Origin of the sequence: Vibrio sp. 10N.222.52.C3 (genome assembly GCF_041474195.1) — a bacterium.
GTDB lineage: Bacteria > Pseudomonadota > Gammaproteobacteria > Enterobacterales > Vibrionaceae > Vibrio > Vibrio crassostreae_C.
The window spans coordinates 1-18,404 of sequence record NZ_JBFRTQ010000147.1 but is presented as its reverse complement, the minus strand read 5'-3'; the positions used below and the strand labels follow the sequence as shown (position 1 = coordinate 18,404).

At 45.4% G+C, this 18,404-nt stretch carries 21 protein-coding genes; 8 read left to right on the top strand and 13 right to left on the bottom strand.

All coding sequences use genetic code 11. The features are described from left to right. Positions 1-167: 167 nt before the first annotated feature. From fusA to fkpA, 8 genes are all read right to left on the bottom strand, one after another. Positions 168-2,264, bottom strand: coding sequence for an elongation factor G (fusA, locus tag AB4517_RS19750; protein WP_017061101.1), 2,097 nt, complete (start codon positions 2,262-2,264; stop codon positions 168-170). A 166-nt stretch (positions 2,265-2,430) separates the two neighbouring features. Then, complete coding sequence (gene rpsG, locus AB4517_RS19745; RefSeq protein ID WP_010435163.1) at positions 2,431-2,901, bottom strand: 30S ribosomal protein S7; 471 nt, start codon at positions 2,899-2,901, stop codon at positions 2,431-2,433. A 108-nt stretch (positions 2,902-3,009) separates the two neighbouring features. Continuing rightward, positions 3,010-3,384, bottom strand: coding sequence for a 30S ribosomal protein S12 (gene rpsL / locus AB4517_RS19740; RefSeq protein ID WP_004737194.1), 375 nt, complete (start codon positions 3,382-3,384; stop codon positions 3,010-3,012). Positions 3,385-3,566: 182 nt separating this feature from the next. After that, a complete protein-coding gene (gene tusB, locus AB4517_RS19735) occupies positions 3,567-3,842 on the bottom strand; it encodes a sulfurtransferase complex subunit TusB (RefSeq protein WP_371722380.1) in 276 nt (91 codons plus the stop codon). 8 nt (positions 3,843-3,850) lie between these two features. Further along, positions 3,851-4,207 (bottom strand): sulfurtransferase complex subunit TusC, encoded by a 357-nt coding sequence (tusC, locus tag AB4517_RS19730; RefSeq protein ID WP_017061103.1) that lies wholly within the window; start codon positions 4,205-4,207, stop codon positions 3,851-3,853. Continuing rightward, positions 4,204-4,593: a sulfurtransferase complex subunit TusD gene (gene tusD, locus AB4517_RS19725; RefSeq protein WP_017063709.1), complete on the bottom strand. Its 390-nt coding sequence runs from the start codon at positions 4,591-4,593 to the stop codon at positions 4,204-4,206. The genes tusC and tusD overlap by 4 nt, the downstream gene beginning before the upstream one ends. Beyond that, positions 4,587-5,312, bottom strand: coding sequence for a transcriptional regulator (locus AB4517_RS19720; RefSeq protein ID WP_004729851.1), 726 nt, complete (start codon positions 5,310-5,312; stop codon positions 4,587-4,589). The genes tusD and AB4517_RS19720 overlap by 7 nt, the downstream gene beginning before the upstream one ends. A gap of 204 nt (positions 5,313-5,516) precedes the next feature. Then, a complete protein-coding gene (fkpA, locus tag AB4517_RS19715) occupies positions 5,517-6,293 on the bottom strand; it encodes an FKBP-type peptidyl-prolyl cis-trans isomerase (protein ID WP_102393029.1) in 777 nt (258 codons plus the stop codon). 131 nt (positions 6,294-6,424) lie between these two features. Here fkpA and AB4517_RS19710 point away from each other — a divergent pair, with 131 nt between their 5' ends. Further along, positions 6,425-7,402 carry a WD40 repeat domain-containing protein gene (locus tag AB4517_RS19710; RefSeq protein WP_017063707.1) on the top strand — a complete coding sequence of 326 codons (978 nt, stop codon included), beginning with the start codon at positions 6,425-6,427 and terminating at the stop codon, positions 7,400-7,402. A 5-nt stretch (positions 7,403-7,407) separates the two neighbouring features. Next, complete coding sequence (locus AB4517_RS19705; protein WP_372149319.1) at positions 7,408-7,635, top strand: SlyX family protein; 228 nt, start codon at positions 7,408-7,410, stop codon at positions 7,633-7,635. 180 nt (positions 7,636-7,815) lie between these two features. Here AB4517_RS19705 and AB4517_RS19700 read toward each other — a convergent pair whose 3' ends face one another. The 5 genes from AB4517_RS19700 to kefG all read right to left on the bottom strand — a co-directional run bounded on the left by AB4517_RS19700 (position 7,816) and on the right by kefG (position 12,408). Further along, positions 7,816-8,781 (bottom strand): isoaspartyl peptidase/L-asparaginase family protein, encoded by a 966-nt coding sequence (locus AB4517_RS19700; RefSeq protein ID WP_372149316.1) that lies wholly within the window; start codon positions 8,779-8,781, stop codon positions 7,816-7,818. A 217-nt stretch (positions 8,782-8,998) separates the two neighbouring features. Continuing rightward, positions 8,999-9,589 (bottom strand): peptidylprolyl isomerase, encoded by a 591-nt coding sequence (gene slyD, locus AB4517_RS19695; RefSeq protein WP_017061108.1) that lies wholly within the window; start codon positions 9,587-9,589, stop codon positions 8,999-9,001. Between the two features lie 94 nt (positions 9,590-9,683). Further along, positions 9,684-9,884, bottom strand: coding sequence for a YheV family putative zinc ribbon protein (locus AB4517_RS19690; RefSeq protein ID WP_019825339.1), 201 nt, complete (start codon positions 9,882-9,884; stop codon positions 9,684-9,686). Between the two features lie 156 nt (positions 9,885-10,040). Beyond that, positions 10,041-11,837, bottom strand: a complete 1,797-nt coding sequence (gene kefB / locus AB4517_RS19685; RefSeq protein WP_017063703.1) for a glutathione-regulated potassium-efflux system protein KefB — start codon at positions 11,835-11,837, stop codon at positions 10,041-10,043. Next, complete coding sequence (gene kefG / locus AB4517_RS19680) at positions 11,824-12,408, bottom strand: glutathione-regulated potassium-efflux system ancillary protein KefG (RefSeq protein WP_372149311.1); 585 nt, start codon at positions 12,406-12,408, stop codon at positions 11,824-11,826. Before kefG ends, kefB begins: the two co-directional genes overlap by 14 nt. 174 nt (positions 12,409-12,582) lie before the next feature. Here kefG and AB4517_RS19675 point away from each other — a divergent pair, with 174 nt between their 5' ends. The 6 genes from AB4517_RS19675 to crp all read left to right on the top strand — a co-directional run bounded on the left by AB4517_RS19675 (position 12,583) and on the right by crp (position 18,299). Beyond that, a complete protein-coding gene (locus AB4517_RS19675; RefSeq protein ID WP_017061112.1) occupies positions 12,583-14,505 on the top strand; it encodes an ABC transporter ATP-binding protein in 1,923 nt (640 codons plus the stop codon). Further along, positions 14,502-14,972 carry a TIGR02444 family protein gene (locus tag AB4517_RS19670; RefSeq protein ID WP_017061113.1) on the top strand — a complete coding sequence of 157 codons (471 nt, stop codon included), beginning with the start codon at positions 14,502-14,504 and terminating at the stop codon, positions 14,970-14,972. The genes AB4517_RS19675 and AB4517_RS19670 overlap by 4 nt, the downstream gene beginning before the upstream one ends. A gap of 207 nt (positions 14,973-15,179) precedes the next feature. Beyond that, entirely contained in the window at positions 15,180-16,172 is a 993-nt protein-coding gene (locus AB4517_RS19665; protein ID WP_019825349.1) for a hydrolase, read from the top strand. A gap of 95 nt (positions 16,173-16,267) precedes the next feature. Then, positions 16,268-16,480, top strand: a complete 213-nt coding sequence (locus AB4517_RS19660) for a YheU family protein (protein WP_010435208.1) — start codon at positions 16,268-16,270, stop codon at positions 16,478-16,480. 77 nt (positions 16,481-16,557) lie between these two features. After that, positions 16,558-17,427 (top strand): phosphoribulokinase, encoded by an 870-nt coding sequence (locus AB4517_RS19655; protein WP_010435210.1) that lies wholly within the window; start codon positions 16,558-16,560, stop codon positions 17,425-17,427. Positions 17,428-17,666: 239 nt separating this feature from the next. After that, the gene (gene crp, locus AB4517_RS19650; RefSeq protein ID WP_004729651.1) at positions 17,667-18,299 is read left to right on the top strand and encodes a cAMP-activated global transcriptional regulator CRP; all 633 of its coding nucleotides are present in this window, start codon (positions 17,667-17,669) and stop codon (positions 18,297-18,299) included. Positions 18,300-18,404: the final 105 nt, after the last annotated feature.

Below are 18,404 nucleotides of genomic sequence, written 5' to 3'. Positions count from 1 at the left end.
TCAAATTTTTCTTTAGACACAATCGTGTTCCTTCCTAGTTATGATTCGCCACGTTCATTATTGAGCGAGACGCGCCAGAAATTGCTATTTTATGCGCCAACTCTCGTTAGCGCAATATTTGGACGCATTGTTCTTTCAAAAAATGAAAAAAAATGCCTTCCTTTTGTTTAACCACGCTCTGCAATGATTGCTTTTGCAACATTGTTAGGCACTTCAGCGTACTCACTAAACTCCATAGAGTAAGAAGCACGACCTTGTGTCGCAGAACGTAAATCAGTTGCGTAACCGAACATGACAGACAACGGAACTTGTGCACGAATTATCTTCAGGCCAGCTGTCCCCTCGTCCATACCTTCGATGATGCCGCGACGACGGTTAATATCGCCAACAACGTCACCCATCCAGTCTTCTGGAGTAGTTACTTCAACTTTCATCATAGGCTCAAGCAGAACTGGTTGCGCTTCAAGTGCACCCGTTCTGAAAGCCATAGAGGCAGCGATTGTAAACGCCATCTCACTTGAATCTGTTTCATGGTAAGAACCATCATACAGTGTAGCTTTGATATCCAAAACTGGATAGCCAGCAAGCACACCATTGTTCATCTGCTCTTCAACGCCTTTAGCAACTGAAGCGATAAACTCTTTCGGTACGATACCATTGGCAATTTCATCCACAAAGACAAAGCCTTCGCCAGCTTCTGATGGTTCTAGTTTCAGCCATACGTGACCGTACTGACCTTTACCACCATGTTCACGGATAAATTTACCTTCCGCTTTCGCTGTACCACGAATAGTCTCACGGTAAGCCACTTGCGGGTTACCAACGTTGCAGTTCACGCTAAATTCGCGCTTCATACGGTCAACGATGATATCTAAGTGTAGTTCACCCATACCAGAAATCAGAGTCTGGCCAGTTTCCGCATCCATATCAACGCGGAACGATGGGTCTTCCGCTGCTAGTTTACCTAGAGCGATAGTCATTTTATCTTGATCAGCTTGAGAGCTTGGCTCTACAACGATCTGAATAACTGGGTCTGGGAACTCCATGCGCTCAAGAACAATCTTATGGTTCTGGTCACAAAGGGTTTCACCAGTAGTCACATCTTTCAGGCCAATGATGGCTGCGATGTCACCTGCTCGTACTTCTTTTACTTCTTCTCGCTTGTTTGAGTGCATTTGAACAATGCGACCTAAGCGTTCACGTTGTTTCTTCACAGAGTTATAAGCTGTTTTACCGCTTTCAACAACACCAGAGTAAACACGGATGAAAGTTAAAGTACCAACGAATGGGTCTGTTGCAATCTTAAATGCTAGCGCTGAGAACGGTTCTTTGTCGTCTGCGTGACGCTCTGCTTCGTTCTCATCTTCATCGATACCTTTAATTGCAGGTACATCGACTGGAGAAGGAAGGAAATCAACAACTGCATCTAGAACAGCTTGTACACCTTTGTTTTTGAATGCACTACCACAAGTAGCAAGTACGATTTCATTATTAAGGGTACGAGTACGAAGACCTTGTTTGATTTCAGCTTCTGTTAGTTCACCTTCTTCAAGGTACTTATCCATCAGCTCTTCATTTGCTTCTGCAGCAGCTTCAACAAGTTCTGTACGATATTCTTCAGCCATTTCTTGCATGTCTGCAGGAATATCTTCGTACGTGAAAGTCATGCCTTGGTCAGCTTCATTCCAGTTAATTGCCTTCATCTTGATAAGATCGACAACGCCTTGGAAGTTTTCTTCAGCACCAATGTTCAGTTGAATTGGAACAGGAGTTGCGCCTAAGCGGTCCTTGATCTGTTCAACTACGCGCAAGAAGTCAGCGCCGGTACGGTCCATTTTATTAACGAAAACCATACGTGGAACTTGGTACTTATCAGCTTGACGCCATACTGTCTCTGACTGAGGTTCAACACCAGATGAGCCACAGAACACAACAACTGCACCATCAAGCACACGCAGAGAACGTTCTACTTCGATTGTGAAGTCAACGTGTCCAGGAGTGTCGATGATGTTAATACGGTGGTCCGAGAACTGAGCTTCCATACCACGCCAAAACGTAGTGGTTGCTGCTGAAGTGATCGTAATACCGCGCTCTTGCTCTTGCTCCATCCAGTCCATGGTTGCTGCACCATCGTGAACTTCGCCGATTTTGTGAGAAAGACCGGTATAGAACAGAATACGTTCACTTGTGGTTGTTTTACCTGCATCTACGTGAGCAACGATACCGATATTACGGTATTGCTCTATAGGAGTTTTACGAGCCACGGTTGAATCCTCTTATTAGAGACTTAGGGACTATTGCTATGTCTAGATTAGGCGTTAAAAGCGATGCTTCGCTAAAAATTGCTTGCCCTAGAAATAGCAATAGTTCCTAGCATAAGCATAGGAACTAAAGAAGTGCTGCAAGGAACCTTGCAGCACTAAAAAGGTATTACCAACGGTAATGTGCGAACGCTTTGTTTGCGTCAGCCATGCGGTGAACGTCTTCACGTTTCTTAACCGCAGTACCTTTGTTCTCAGACGCGTCTAGCATTTCAGCAGCTAGGCGTTGAGCCATAGATTTTTCACCACGCTTACGCGCAGCTTCAACTACCCAACGCATAGCAAGAGCGTTACGGCGAACCGGACGAACTTCTACAGGTACTTGGTAAGTTGAACCACCTACACGGCGAGATTTAACTTCTACCGCTGGGCGAACATTTTCAAGAGCTTCTTCAAATACAGCTAAGTGGTCTTTACCAGACTTCTCAGCCATTGAATCTAGTGCAGTGTAAACGATTTTTTCTGCAGTAGATTTCTTTCCGTCAACCATAAGGATGTTAACGAATTTTGCCAGCAATTCAGATTTGAACTTAGGATCTGGAAGGATCTTACGCTGACCTATTACGCGACGACGTGGCATGGATATTCTCCGTTGTCTTCTTCAGGTTTTTTCCAAAACTTTTCAGAATAATAAATAAAATAGTGTTTGGCCTTACTTAACGATTTCTTTTTTAAAAAAGAGAATCAATTAAGACTTAGGACGTTTCACACCGTACTTAGAACGACCTTGTTTACGGTCGTTAACGCCAGCACAGTCAAGTGCGCCGCGAACAGTGTGGTAACGAACACCCGGAAGGTCTTTTACACGACCGCCACGGATTAGTACAACACTGTGCTCTTGTAGGTTGTGGCCTTCACCGCCGATGTACGAAGTTACTTCGAAACCGTTAGTTAGACGTACACGACATACTTTACGTAGTGCCGAGTTAGGTTTTTTAGGTGTAGTAGTGTAAACACGAGTACATACACCACGTTTTTGTGGGCACGCTTCTAGTGCAGGCACGTTGCTTTTAACAACTTGCTTTACACGAGGTTTGCGAACCAACTGGTTAATAGTTGCCATTAACTAGCTCCTGAAATTTACTTGAAAGTAAGCTTTGTGAAAAATCTATCCCTAATCACAAGTCGTAATTAGGGACGCAAAATTCTATTCAGCAGTGGGAGGTGTGTCAAGAAATATACAGATCTTTTTTAGCCGTCTAGAGCTCAGGATGGTCTAATTTTAACCAAACTGATAAAAGACGCTTACCAAGTCACTGATTTGTCGCTCAAAACCGTCAGTTTAACGAAGCCATCGAAGTCAACTTGATCAATGGTACTTGAGACAAGTAGTTGTAAACCTCGGCTATCGAGATCTGGTTTTAACACCGACACCTGCTCTACTGCGCAGATTTGAGTGAATAACTCATGATTAGGAAGGCAAACATACACTGCATCTTCCACCAAAAGGAACTGGTCCTGTGGCTGAGAATAGGTCAATGCAAGTTTAAGCTTGTCGACTGATTTTACGATATGAAGCATAGCGTCCCCTAGAAAGTCAGGATCTGTTGGCACTGAGCTAACTTCTGCGTTAACTCGTCGGCTTCAACGGTGGTCACATCGATTAGCAGGTTGTCTGCTGAAAGACCAAACTGACTCAGACTACGCTGACACACATACACCTGTTCGATGTCGTACAGGTCCATAAGTTTGAATGCGGAGATGTAGTCACGCGATAGTATTTCGTCGGGCTGCTGCGCCTTGAGAAGCTGTGTCACGCCATCGCCAACAAAGAACACGGCGATATTTTCACTGTAAGCAGATGCAGCAAGCAGGGCGTCTAACCCTTCTCTACCCGCAGCGGTCGTATGAGGGAAACTGTTAAATATAAAGGCTAACTTTCTCAAAACTGCACAACCCTATCTTGCGTTAGTAGCGCTTCCGATAAGCTCCCTAATCCGGCTTGAGTAAATCCAGTGGCTAGGTTAGAGGCACTTAGTTGATGTTGCTCTGCTTCTTCAGAGCTAATCACTCCGCGTCTTAGCGCAGCTGCCACACAGGTTTCAAGGCTAACATCGTGTTCATCAGCCAGCTTTTGCCAAGCAGAAGCTAAATCAAATTCATCGTTAGCCGGTACGGTAAGGTCTGAGCCGTTACTCACGCCATCTTGATAGAAGAACACACTGTGAAGTTTGTGGCCCTGTTTAATCAGAGCCACGGCAAACTGGTAGGCACTTCTTGCTGACTGTGAGCCATAGACTGGCCCATTCACTAGGAGTGTATAGCTTAGCAACCCTCTTCATCCTCTGTTTTACGTTGGCGGATGTATAGGTACACGGTGTGCTTAGAGATGTTCAGTCGCTCAGCAACGCGGTTGATCGCGTCTTTAATATCGAAAATACCTTTGTCGTACAGCTCCATCACGATCTGACGGTTCTTAGTATTGTTCGATACCGATTTGTCAGCGTTAATTTCTTCAATGGTGCGTTCAACCGTTTGGTCGACAAGTTCTTCAACGTCACTAGCGAAGTTAACCGATGATGCGGCTTCGTCTGCGTCTTGTGTAGGCATGAACGATTGCAGCACTTGTGAGAATGGCGCGTCTAGATTCACGTTAATACACAGTAGGCCAATCACTCGGTCTTCACCGTTGCGGATAGCAACCGTGATCGACTTCATCAACACTCCGCCTTTAGCGCGAGTGAAGTATGAACGTGAGAAGTTACGCTTAGAACCTTCAATATCTTTTAACATCTTCAATGCAAGATCGGTGATCGGCGAGCCAACCTGACGACCTGTATTTTCGCCGTTGGCAATTTTAATCGCAGAAGTATTGAGGTCTTCTAAAGAGTGCAAAACGATTTCACAAAACGGACCAATAAGGCTCGCAATACCGTCAACAACGGCCTCATAAGATCTTAGAATGATTTTATCGTGTTCACTGAATGGCATAACGTGGACTGATTCCATTTCAAGTAACACATCTGCATTGACTGTTTCTGTAGTAGTCACTTATTCCTTACCTTCGTGTGAAAAATCAACAAATTTATGTAAGTTTATCAGAAAATTTTAATTGCACACCTAGCTAACATTGCAACTAGTGATTTAGAACAAGTTTAAAAATCAAATACTCATCTTCAAATCATAAAAAAGCCTAACTCAAAGTTAGGCTTTTTATTCAATCAACGTATTTTAGTACGAGGCTTTTAACCGATATTACTGTGCAGGAGCTGCTTCAGCGTTATCGATGTTTAGTAGTTCTACTTCGAATACTAGCGTTGAGTTAGCTGGGATAGTCGGTGTGTCTTGCTCACCGTATGCTAGCTCTGGCGGGATAACGAACTTGTACTTAGAACCAACTTGCATCAGTTGTACGCCTTCAGTCCAGCCTGGGATTACGCGGTTTAGTGGGAATGTTGCTGGCTCGCCACGATCGTAAGAGCTGTCGAACTGAGTACCGTCTGTTAGCGTACCTTTGTAGTGTACTTGAACGGTATCAGTGTCTTTTGGAGAAGCGCCTTCACCAGCAGTCATTACTTGGTAAAGTAGACCAGATTCAGTTTGCTTAACGCCTTCAGTTTTAGCGAACTCAGCGCGGAAGTCATCACCTGCTTTCTTAGTTTCAGCTGATTTCTCTGCCGCTTGTGCTTGCATAGTTTCAGCAACACGCTTGTCTAGAGCTTCAAGAGCTGCGCGAGTTTCTTCTTCGTTAAGTGCTGTTTTCTCTGCGAATACGTCTTCGATACCTTGAAGAACCATATCTTTGTCTAGGTTGATACCTAGCTCGCTTGGCTTATCAATGCTTGTGCTTAGGTAGTTAGCGAAAGATACACCGATTGCGTAAGCCGCTTTGTCATCTTCTGTTTTAAAGTTTACTGCTTCAACTTTAACTTCTTCTACCTGTGGAGCTTCTGCCTTTGGTTCTTCTTTCTGACAACCAACTGCTAGCATAACCGTTGCGGCAAGCAGTGATACTTTTAAAACTGATTTCATTGAATTCTCCAATTAATGGCCAAGCCATTGGTTATTGTGCACAAATCTAATGATTAGATTGGTGTGAATACGTTAGTTATAACAATATACTAGTCATATGTCTTTCGACACAAACCGGATTATTAGATGTGATGCGAATATTTTTCCACTCATTGCTATGTACAATTGTCATCACCTTGTTAAATGGTTGCTTTTTCTTCCAAGATGATGAGCAGCGTTGGGAAATTGAGCCCAATGGTGCCACCAGCTTTGCACTCAGCAGAGATGGACGCTTCGCCCTGCTCTACTCTCAGCAAAAGCAACTGCTCCTTTGGGACCTCGCCGAAGACCAAGAGTTGGCTCAGCTTGGTCCACAAGACCAGTTAGAAAACCAAGTATCGCGTATCCGTATCTCGGACAATGGCCGTTTTGCCATTACCGCTAGCCAGATGAACTTCGCCGTTTGGGACTTATCTTGGACTCAAGCACAAGGGCTCTGGTCTATCTCCGACGGCTTGATTCGCGATGTCGATATCTCTAGCAATGGTGAAAAAGTATTGCTTGGCCTTTCTAATGGAAAAGCCATCTATGTGGACTTAGTCACCGGACGCCGTCTTGAGTTCCTTGCTCACCGAGAAAAAGTTAATTCTGTTTCCCTTTCTTCCAATGGTCGCTACGCATTATCAGGTGGCAACGACTATAAAGCCTACCTGTGGGATACCGAGTCAGGCTTGGTATTACGCACCTTTGAGCATGAACAAAGAGTAGTACGAGTCGCGCTACAACGCGATGGCGAGCTGGCTTTTACCTCTGATGGCGGCAATCAAGCGATGATTTGGGATCTTGAAACGGGCGAACCTCAAGCGCAATTGCAAAGCTGGTCTCGACAGTTGATTTTCTCGAGTGCGCGTTTTTCTGATGACGGCAGTATGTTGGTGACGGGCACACCATCCAGCCAAGTGAGTGTGTGGAATACTCAGGATGGCAAGCGAATTTCTCGCCACGATGCTGAGCCATTAAAAGATGCTCGCCCTCCTCGTGCGGTAGTGTATGATGCAGCCTTTGATGATAAGAACCGTGTGATATCGGGCACCTCTGCGGGCATTGCCCAAGCTTGGAATGTGGATTAAGAACGATGACAGAAAAGCGAGTTGAACAACTAGAAAGCCGCGTAAATGACCTAGAGTGTCAGCTAGCTTTCCAAGAACAGACCATTGAAGAACTCAATGAAGCGCTTAGCCAACAACAAATTTTAATCACGAGAATGCAAGATCAGATGAAGTTCGTGGTTGGCAAAGTAAAAAATATGGATGGCTCTAATCTAGCTGACGCATCAGAAGAGACGCCACCTCCACACTATTAAGTGCGGTTCAAAATAACCAATTAAATCTAACGACGCATATCGTTAGTTTCTCGTCCTCAATGTGTAAACACATTTCAGGACGGGACATAGAAAACTAAGAGGGCGACAGATACTTATCTGTCGCCCTTTTGTTTATTTCATCTCAGTGAATAAGCTAAAGCCAATTAAGCCGATACCAACTTAGTCGTCGGCATAAATCTTCACTTCAACACGACCTTGAGTATCAACGCTTGCACGATACATTCCTGAGCTGTTCATACCAAAATGTATATCGCCTTGGCCATCGATAGCGATCAAGCCACCTTCTCCACCCATGGTTTTCAATTCACCTTGAATGATCGTTTCACAAGCGGTGTGCACATCTTCTTTCAGATAACGCATTCGTGCTGCGACATCACTGGCGACCATTTTACGTAGGAAGAACTCCCCCATCCCGGTTGTTGAGACGGCAACGTTGCCATTTTCAGCGATGGTTGCCGCCCCAATAATCGGAGAATCACCCACACGGCCGTATTTCTTATTGGTCACGCCACCGGTACTGGTTGCTGCTGCTAAGTTACCCGCTTGATCTAATGCTACTGCACCGACCGTGCCGTACTTTTTGTCGTCGGGGTATTTCTCAGCTTGCTGCTGATCATATTTCGCTTCAGACAGAGCAAAGATGCCTTTCTCTTTCATCGACTGAAGTTGGTCATAGCGACGCTCAGTAAAGAAGTAGTCTTGCTCGGTAAAGGTGTAGTCATGCTCAAACGCAAACTTCTCGGCACCTTCACCAATCAGCAACACATGGTCGCTTTTCAGCATCACATCACGCGCAAGTTCAATTGGATTTTTGATATGGCGAACGCCTGCAATAGCACCCGCATCCATTTCGCGGCCGTGCATCACAGAAGCATCCATCTCAACAAATTCATCATGCGTTAAAACAGAGCCCCTACCGGCATTAAAGTGCGGGCTGTCTTCCATCACCTTAACCGATGCCACTACCGCATCCAGAGCATCACCACCCGATTGCAATATTTGATAACCAGCCAAAACCGATTTTTCCAAAGCCTCGGTAATACCCGCTTTTAATTCATAGCTCATTTGCTCGCGCAAGATGGTTCCTGCACCACCATGAATGGCAATTGAAAAAGGCTGTGACATACAAACTCTCCACTGACGTCGTCTTATAATGTTGTGCTATCAATACCACATCCATGGTTCGATGTCTGATAACGAAAACCAAACTTTTACGAATGCTTAGATTTGCGGACACTTAGTTTGGTAGAGAAAAGCGAGGTCAAAAAGCGAGACTCCTAAACGCAAAAAGCCTCCACAAGGGAGGCTTTCAAGATTCTTAAACTAAACCGTTAATTCGGTATTAGTGAGAACCACAGCTACCGCCGCCGCAGCAGCCGTCTTTTTTCTCTTCACCGTGGTCATGGCCTTCGCCACCACAGCAACCGCCTTCGTGGTCATGATCGTGGTCGTGACCGCCACAGCCGCCTTCTTGGTGTACGTGACCGTGTTGAACTTCTTCTTCAGTCGCTTCACGAACCGCTACAACTTCAACGTCAAACGTTAGAGTTTGGCCAGCTAGCATGTGGTTACCATCAACAACAACTTCGTCGCCATCTACTTCAGTAACTTCAACTGGGATTGGACCTTGGTCAGTATCCGCTAGGAAACGCATGCCAACTTCGATTTGCTCAACACCTTGGAATACGTCAGCAGGAACACGTTGAACTAGTGCGTCGTTGTGTTCGCCGTATGCGTCTTCTGGAGTAACAGTTGCAGAGAACTTGTCGCCAGCTACTTTGCCTTCAAGCTCTTTTTCAAGACCTGTAATTAGGTTGTTGTGACCGTGAAGGTAATCTAGTGGAGCTTCTGCAGTTGATTGGTCAACTACTACGCCATCTTCAAGTTTCACTTGATATGCAACACTAACTACTACGTTCTTTTCAATTTTCATGAGAGCTCCAAGGAGGTTTGGACTAAGCTCGAACAGTTGAGCTTAGGAAAAATTCTGTACCGGGATATTATGGGGATCAATTAACGAAACTCAATCATTCTGGCTTAAAAATACCGATCATTTCTTGATTCGCGTGTTCAGATTTCTCTACAGTTTTCGGTTTACGCTGTTCTGTGAAGTCACAATCGACACATTCCACCAGCTCGATATTATTTTCAATCCACCAACGGAGTGTGTCTTGAGTACTGCAACTTGGGCAGCTTGCCCCTGCGATAAAGCGTTTTTTCTGTTTCACGTTCATATCCTTTACTACTCTGGATTCGCGGTTCTTCCCACTCACTTTATTGATAAGTTAAGCAGAGACCGCGTTTATTATTAGGTTAGTTCTATAGTCTGTTATTTCTATGCCCAAGCTCTATTTCTAAGCTCAAGCATGAGCTATCACTTCAAGCTACTGCCAATAGTTTCGAGATTGGTGATCGTTTTCCATCTCGTGTCCAAAGATCTCTTCAAGTTCTTTACGAGCCTCTTTCGCTCTTTGGGCTAACTCGGCATCTTCGTTATGCTGAGGCAGCAACTCTTTCAGCATACCATTATCCAACTTTCTAAAGTGTGCTTCTGCTCGCTTCGCTTTATATGGATGCATGCCAAGTTCAGTCAATGTTTGACGACCTAAATCCAATGCTCCAAGGAAGGTTTCACGCGAATAGTTACTCACACCGTGGTTAAGTAGTTGATACGCTTCAACACGGCTTCGTGCACGCGCCAAGATCTTTAAGCGTGGGAAGTGCTGCTTACATAAATCGACGGTTTTCATGATTTCATCTGGGGAGTCAGTACACAACACAATCGCCTCTGCTTTATCAGCACCGGCTGCGCGTAATAGCTCTAGGTGAGTCGAGTCTCCGTAAAACACCTTGTAGCCGAACTTTCTAAGGATGTGTATTTGGCTGGCATCACTTTCAAGGACAGTGATACGAATCTTGTTGGCATACATCAGACGACCAATGATCTGACCAAAACGACCAAAGCCCGCAATAATCACTCGAGGGCTGCGATCAACCACATCCGAAGACATCGCACTTTCACTGATTTGATTAAGCTGACGTGCAAAGAATCGGTCTTGCAGTTTAAGCATCAATGGCGTGGTCACCATAGAAAGGCTCACAACCACCAGTAAGAACGACACTTGTTCGCCACTTAAGATGCCTTGAGCACTCGCCGCAGTAAAAATAACGAAAGCGAACTCACCACCTTGGCTAAGGATCATCGCCATTCGGCTGCGTGCTTTAGCTTGAGTGCCGAAGATACGAGCCAGCGCATACAGCACCAAACCTTTCAATACGACTAGCGACGACACTGCAATAAGTATTGCGAATGGGCTTTCTGCCAGTAGACCTAGGTTTACCGCCATACCCACAGAGATAAAGAACAGACCAAGCAGTAAACCTTTGAATGGATCAATCGCGATCTCAAGCTCGTGTCGATATTCACTTTCAGCCAGAAGTACGCCCGCTAGGAAGGTACCTAATGCCATCGACAAGCCAATCCGTTGCATGATCACAGCAATACCAATCACAAGTAACAGCGCCGCGACGGTGAATAACTCACGCACACCACTCATCACTACGTATCGGAAAAGTGGTCTCAACAAGAAGTGGCCACCGACCAGTAGGCCAATCACGCCACCCAGCATCCACAGCATGTCAGCCCAGCTACCGCCGGTATTACCCGCAAGTAGAGGCAACATTGCTAGCATTGGAATAACAGCGATATCTTGGAAAAGCAGTACTGCAAAGCCCGACTGCCCTGCTTCTTTGCCGCCGAGCTCTCGCTCTTCAATAACACGCAAGGCAATCGCAGTCGAAGACAGCGCCAAACCCATACCTATCACGAGACTGGTTTGCCAGGTTAATCCAAATAGACAGGCGATGGCGGTAATAATTAGAGTGGTGATCAGCACTTGCGCGCCGCCCAACCCGAGAATGGGGGCTCGCATCTGCCACAGTTTTTTCGGGTTAAGCTCTAAACCAATCAGGAAGAGCAGCAGTACCACCCCGAATTCGGAGAAGTGCAGAATCGCCTCTACATCACTGATTAAGCCCAGCCCCCATGGGCCAATTGCCACACCTGCTAATAGGTAACCGAGTACTGAACCCAAACCGGCGCGCTGTGCGATAGGAACCGCAACCACAGCAGCCGCTAAAAATATAACGCTACTTTGTAGAAAATCATTAGTCAGAGCCATCATCTGCTCCTATATCTTGTAGCGGGTCTCGCAACCAATTTCGATACGCTTCGGCGTGTTGGTAACGCGTCATATCGGTGACATTTCGTGCCCAGTGTAAAACCAAAGGGGATATCCAGTTCATTTGACACAAAGCAGCGGTGAGCTCGAATGGTTGCAAGATCTCTTGTAATGGATATTTATTATAACCTGCGGCACCAAACGCCTCTTCTTTACCACCGGTAGTAATCACACTGCGCCAGTGTTTGTCTTTAAGCGCACTTTGCTCACCAAAAGCAAAGCCCTTGCCTAACACGCGATCAAACCACTCTTTTAACAATGAAGGACAGGAATACATGAACAGAGGATGCTGAAACACGATCACATCGTACTGAAGGAGCAATTCATGCTCATAAGGCACATCAATAAAGAAGTCAGGGTAGATGGCGTAGAGATCATGAACTTTGACATGACCGAGCGACTCTACCTTCTTAACCATCATCTGGTTAGCAATAGAGGTTTGCGGCTCTGGGTGCGCGTAGATGATCAACACCTTTGGCACGACTTTGTCTGTCGAGGGAGTATTACTCATTCCTTTGAAACATTCCTTTGAGGGCTAAACGGTGGCAAGGCCACAAGAATTTAAGCAAAAGTTATTAATATGTTATTGGCATCATAACGCAAATTGCATTGTGATCGACTTTTATCTGGTTTCAGCCTACTATGCAGGCGTCTGTTCACCTCTAATTTCTATGCTATTTCAATTATGATTACTTTCTCTGATATTCAATTGCTACGCGGCGGTAAGCCACTCCTCGACCAAGCATCTGCGACTTTTCACCCTGGCGACAAGATCGGTTTGGTTGGTAAAAACGGCTGTGGTAAATCTACGCTATTCGCCTTAATTAAGGACGAACTGTCTATTGATGCGGGCTCATTCAGCAAACCTGCCCATTGGGAAATGGCTTGGGTTGCTCAAGAAACCCCTGCATTAGAAAGAACAGCAATTGAATACGTGATTGATGGTGACCGTGAATACCGCGGCCTTGAAGATCAACTAGAGAAAGCTGAACAAGCCGACAATGGCACATTGGTAGCAGAGATCCACGGCAAGATTGAAACCATTGGTGGTTACAGCATAAAGGCACGTGCTGCCGAGTTACTGGATGGCCTAGGCTTTAGCCAAGAACAAATGACATGGAACCTGACTCAATTCTCAGGTGGTTGGCGTATGCGTTTGAACCTAGCGCAAGCCCTACTGTGTCGCAGTGACCTACTGCTACTCGATGAGCCTACCAACCACTTGGATTTAGACGCAGTAATGTGGCTCGAGCGTTGGTTGCAAAGCTACCCTGGCACGCTAGTGCTTATCTCGCACGATAGAGACTTCTTAGACCCTATCGTCAACCGCATCGTGCACGTTGAAAACCAACAGCTCAATGAGTACACGGGTAACTACTCATCGTTCGAAACCCAACGAGCGCAAAAACTGATTCTGCAACAAGCGATGTACCAAAAGCAGCAGAAACAGATGTCTCACATGCAGAGCTACATTGACCGTTTCCGTTACAAAGCTTCAAAGGCTCGCCAAGCGCAAAGCCGTATTAAAGCGCTAGAGAAAATGGAACAAGTGCTGCCTGCTCAGTTTGATAACCCATTCAGCTTTGAATTTAGAGAACCAGACGCACTACCAAACCCAATCATGATGATGGATGAAGTATCAGCGGGCTATGATGACAATCTGATTCTAGAAAAGATTCGCTTGAACCTAGTACCGGGCAGTCGTATTGGTTTGCTTGGCCGAAATGGCGCTGGTAAATCAACACTGATTAAACTGCTTTCTGGCGAACTGAAACAGCAAGGCGGTGAACTGAGTTATTCGCAAGGCGTTAAGATTGGTTACTTTGCACAGCACCAGTTAGAAACGTTGCACCCAGAAGAAACACCGCTGCAGCACATGATGCAGATTGCCCCTAAACACACCGAGCAACAATTGCGTGATTACCTAGGTAGCTTCGGTTTCCAAGGTGAAAAAGCACTTGATAAAGTAGCACCCTTCTCAGGTGGTGAAAAAGCGCGTTTAGTATTAGCGCTACTGGTATGGCAAAAACCAAACCTGTTGCTACTCGATGAACCAACCAACCACTTGGATCTCGACATGCGTCAAGCGCTGACTTTTGCCCTGCAGACATTTGAAGGCGCAATGGTTATCGTATCGCACGACCGTTACCTACTGCGTGCGACTACCGATGATTTATACCTTGTACACGACCGCCAAGTAGCACCGTTTGATGGTGACTTAAGCGATTACTACAAGTGGCTAACCGAACAGCAGAAAGTTGAGCGCAAAGAAGCACAAGCATTGGCACCAGCAAAAGACGGCGCCAACAGTGCAGCAGCGAAAAAAGAGCAGAAACGAAAAGAAGCCGAGTTCCGTAAACTGACGGCACCACTTCGTAAAAAGCTCACTCAATTTGAAAAGCAGATGGATAAGTTAACGCAGGCTCTTGAAGAAGCCGAACAAGAATTATCCGACACTTCACTGTATGAAGCTGAAAATAAGGCTAAACTGAATAAAGTACTCGCTCTCCAAGCGAGCAGTAAGTCACAGCTAGAAGAAGTTGAAATGGATTGGATGTCCACTCAAGAAGAGCTTGAGCAGATGGAACAGGATATGGATAGCTTATGAGTCCAGAGCACGCCCCAATATCACTAACACTGGAACGACTATGGCAATTTAGCCTTCAGTATTACAGTGTGCGCGGTGTAAAGGATGCGTGCCTAGCTTTGCAAAACCAGTTCCACGGCAACGTCAATCTACTGCTGCTTCTCAAATGGCTTGATGAGCAGCAATTGTCTTTTGCTGAAGAGGAGTGGCACAAGGTTCAACAGTGCTTGAGCCGCTCTGAAACCCTGCTTCATAGCTATCGAGAGCTACGTAAACATCTCAAAGCACACGTTGTCGACTCTCTATACCGTGAAGCGCTAAAGTTTGAGTTACAGCTTGAAAAGCAACAACAGTCCGATCTGGTCGACTGTATAAACTCCCTACAGCTGTACGCTAACCAGCAATCACCGCTCACTTTTCAGTACTGTCGTTTATTAGGGGCTGAAAACCTCTACGACGCTTTTTCTGAACCAGCACCACAGCCCTAGCTCATTCTCTTTCCCTTTTATTCAATCAAGATCCAAGCTTAACCTTGATATTATTCAAACGGTTACCCATAGCCTGTTTTTGTATCTCGTATAAGTGAAGCCTTGCGCTTATGCCGAGAATCAACCAAGCTCAAATAAAAACGTGGGCGTTTCGTTACAAACTCAACACGTTATCAAAACCCGTATAAAGAAGCATGGATCGTTTTTATGACAATATTTACCGCAGCTGCTGGTCTCTCTAATCCGCACTTACAAACCTTAGTGCCACGGTTTATTCGAAAGCAGGCGCTGTTTCATCCTCACTGGCAAACCTTAGAAACACCCGATGGTGACTTTCTTGATCTTGCTTGGAGCGAATCACCAGACGGTGACACCTCAAATAAAAATGATCGCAGTAGCAAGCCGATATTCGTTCTATTCCACGGTTTAGAAGGTAGCTTTGAGAGCCCTTATGCCAATGGATTAATGAATGCGTTTGCTAAAGATGGTTGGTTGTCCGTGATGATGCACTTCAGAGGCTGCAGCGGAAAACCCAATCGCCTGGCTCGCGCTTACCATTCAGGTGAAGTCGAAGATGCGCGCTTTTTTCTAAGACACCTGCACGCCCAGTTTCCGAATAACCCTAAGGTTGCGGTTGGCATATCTTTAGGTGGAAACATGCTGGCGAACTATTTGGCTGAGTACGCAGACGACCCATTGCTGTCGGCGGCGACCATCGTATCTGCTCCTTTTGACTTAGCGTGTTGCTCTAGTCGTATTGAGCGTGGTTTCTCCAAGCTCTATAAGAAGTACCTGCTCAACTCTCTAAAATCGAATGCGCTAAAAAAGGTTAACCTGCTGCAGGAAAAACTTGGCATCACCGCTGAAGCCATCAAGAACATCACCAAACTGTATGAGTTTGATGAGCGAATCACTGCGCCTCTGCACGGCTTCAAAAATGCCCAAGATTATTATGCGCAATGTTCTGCTCTGCCTAAGCTCAATAAGATCAAACTACCGACTCAGATCATTCATGCCAAAGACGACCCTTTCATGACCGATGATGTGATCCCAAAATTTGTTCTGCCCGATAACATCGATTATCGACTGTTTCAAAAAGGCGGCCATGTTGGGTTTATTACTGGCAGTACACTCAAGCCAAGGTTTTGGTTAGAAGAAGCCTTGCCTGCCTACTATGAAAGTATCCAAGATTCGGCATAATGACCGAGCCTTAGTAAATAGAAGTAAAACAATACTAAGCACACGCATTTCTACATCAATAAACCTATTTATGAACATAAAAGAGAGAAGTATTTATGATCATCCCATGGCAAGACATTGCGCCAGAGACACTGGAAAACCTCATCAAAGAGTTCGTGCTGCGTGAAGGCACAGACTACGGCGACGTAGAGGTTTCACTGCAAAACAAGATTGATCAAGTGAAACATCAATTAGCTTCAGGAGAAGTCAGCATTGTGTTTTCTGAGCTCCATGAAACCGTTGATATTCAAGTCACAAAACGCTTCTAAGCTGCGCTCATAAAGGAGCCGTGTTATAGTGGTAAACGATTGCTAACAAGTAAGTTACTCAAAAGACAAGGGTTGTCATGTCCGCTAAACATCCAATTATTGCGGTGACGGGTTCATCTGGAGCCGGCACCACCACCACCTCAGAAGCCTTCCGTAAAATGTTCAATATGATGGACGTGAAGGCCGCTTGGGTTGAAGGGGATAGTTTCCATCGCTTCACTCGCCCAGAGATGGATGTCGAGATCCGTAAAGCGCGCGAGCAAGGTAAGCACATCAGCTACTTTGGTCCACAAGCCAACGACTTTGGTGCGCTAGAAGAGTTCTTCCGTAAATACGGTAACGAAGGTACAGGCAAGGTACGTAGCTACCTGCACACGTTCGATGAAGCCGTTCCTTACAATCAAATGCCAGGCACCTTTACGCCATGGCAAGAGATCCCAGAAAATTCAGATGTGATGTTTTACGAAGGCCTGCACGGCGGTGTGGTTGATGGCGATATCAATGTTTCTCAACACGTCGACTTGCTGATCGGCATGGTACCTATCGTCAACTTAGAATGGATCCAGAAATTCGTTCGCGACACACGCGATCGTGGTCATTCTCGTGAAGCAGTAATGGACTCGATTGTTCGCTCGATGGATGATTACCTTAACTACATTACTCCTCAGTTTTCGCGTACTCACATCAACTTTCAGCGTGTTCCAACGGTAGACACATCAAACCCTCTCAACGCTAAAGGGATCCCAAGTTTAGACGAAAGCTTCGTGGTTATACGTTTGCGTGGCATCAAAAACGTCGATTTCCCCTACCTTCTGGCTATGATAGATGGCTCATTTATGTCACGCCACAACACGCTTGTGGTGCCAGGCGGCAAGATGAGTTTTGCTATGGAGCTCATTGTAAGGCCCATCCTACAACAGCTCATCGAAACCGGAAAAATAGGCTAACAAGACGTCATTCTGGTTGATTACTTTTCATACCGTGATCATGTGCACAATTTTGCGTAAAAAATCGTAGCTTGGTCACGATTAAAATCAAGAAATAGTACCTGAAAAAGGATACTATTCTTAAACGAAACACAAGATAGCTTGCAGCGCTCAACGAGTGCTCTTATCCTACAAGTCAATCCAGGCTTAGCTAAAATACGGAAAGCGGCAAGCATACCCTGCAGAGGAAGTAAGATATTATGGTTCTAGGTAAACCCCAAACCGATCCAACATTAGAGTGGTTCCTTTCACACTGTCATATTCATAAGTACCCTTCAAAAAGTACTTTGATTCATGCTGGTGAAAAGGCAGAAACCTTGTACTACATCGTTAAAGGTTCTGTGGCAGTTCTTATCAAAGACGAAGAAGGTAAGGAAATGATTCTTTCTTACCTAAACCAAGGTGACTTCATTGGTGAACTTGGCCTCTTCGAAGAAGACCAAGAGCGTACTGCATGGGTTCGTGCAAAATCTCCTTGTGAAGTAGCTGAAATTTCTTTCAAGAAATTCCGTCAACTTATCCAAGTGAACCCAGATATCCTAATGCGCCTTTCAGCGCAAATGGCAAACCGTCTACAAGTAACTAGCCAAAAGGTTGGTGACTTAGCGTTCCTTGACGTAACAGGTCGTATCGCTCAAACGCTACTTAACCTAGCGAAACAGCCAGATGCAATGACTCACCCTGACGGCATGCAAATCAAGATCACTCGTCAAGAGATTGGCCAGATCGTTGGTTGTTCTCGTGAGACAGTAGGTCGTATCTTGAAGATGCTAGAAGAGCAGAACCTAATTTCTGCACACGGTAAAACTATCGTGGTATACGGCACTCGTTAATCTCGATTAACTGAGCCAAAAATTTGAAAGCCACCAAATGCAAATTTGGTGGCTTTTTTGTTTTCTAAAGATCTAGAGAGCAGATGCGAGATACGAGATACGAGA

Excerpts from the sequence above, each read along its gene's own strand:
- AB4517_RS19660 (WP_010435208.1), top strand. The coding sequence starts at position 16,268 with ATGATCATCCCATGGCAAGACATTGCGCCAGAGACACTGGAAAACCTC.
- crp (WP_004729651.1), top strand. The coding sequence starts at position 17,667 with ATGGTTCTAGGTAAACCCCAAACCGATCCAACATTAGAGTGGTTCCTT.
- tusB (WP_371722380.1), bottom strand. The coding sequence starts at position 3,842 with ATGCTTCATATCGTAAAATCAGTCGACAAGCTTAAACTTGCATTGACC.
- kefB (WP_017063703.1), bottom strand. The coding sequence starts at position 11,837 with ATGGCTCTGACTAATGATTTTCTACAAAGTAGCGTTATATTTTTAGCG.
- AB4517_RS19705 (WP_372149319.1), top strand. The coding sequence starts at position 7,408 with ATGACAGAAAAGCGAGTTGAACAACTAGAAAGCCGCGTAAATGACCTA.
- slyD (WP_017061108.1), bottom strand. The coding sequence starts at position 9,589 with ATGAAAATTGAAAAGAACGTAGTAGTTAGTGTTGCATATCAAGTGAAA.
- AB4517_RS19700 (WP_372149316.1), bottom strand. The coding sequence starts at position 8,781 with ATGTCACAGCCTTTTTCAATTGCCATTCATGGTGGTGCAGGAACCATC.
- AB4517_RS19710 (WP_017063707.1), top strand. The coding sequence starts at position 6,425 with ATGCGAATATTTTTCCACTCATTGCTATGTACAATTGTCATCACCTTG.
- AB4517_RS19675 (WP_017061112.1), top strand. The coding sequence starts at position 12,583 with ATGATTACTTTCTCTGATATTCAATTGCTACGCGGCGGTAAGCCACTC.
- rpsG (WP_010435163.1), bottom strand. The coding sequence starts at position 2,901 with ATGCCACGTCGTCGCGTAATAGGTCAGCGTAAGATCCTTCCAGATCCT.
- AB4517_RS19670 (WP_017061113.1), top strand. The coding sequence starts at position 14,502 with ATGAGTCCAGAGCACGCCCCAATATCACTAACACTGGAACGACTATGG.
- fkpA (WP_102393029.1), bottom strand. The coding sequence starts at position 6,293 with ATGAAATCAGTTTTAAAAGTATCACTGCTTGCCGCAACGGTTATGCTA.
- AB4517_RS19665 (WP_019825349.1), top strand. The coding sequence starts at position 15,180 with ATGACAATATTTACCGCAGCTGCTGGTCTCTCTAATCCGCACTTACAA.
- AB4517_RS19655 (WP_010435210.1), top strand. The coding sequence starts at position 16,558 with ATGTCCGCTAAACATCCAATTATTGCGGTGACGGGTTCATCTGGAGCC.
- rpsL (WP_004737194.1), bottom strand. The coding sequence starts at position 3,384 with ATGGCAACTATTAACCAGTTGGTTCGCAAACCTCGTGTAAAGCAAGTT.
- kefG (WP_372149311.1), bottom strand. The coding sequence starts at position 12,408 with ATGAGTAATACTCCCTCGACAGACAAAGTCGTGCCAAAGGTGTTGATC.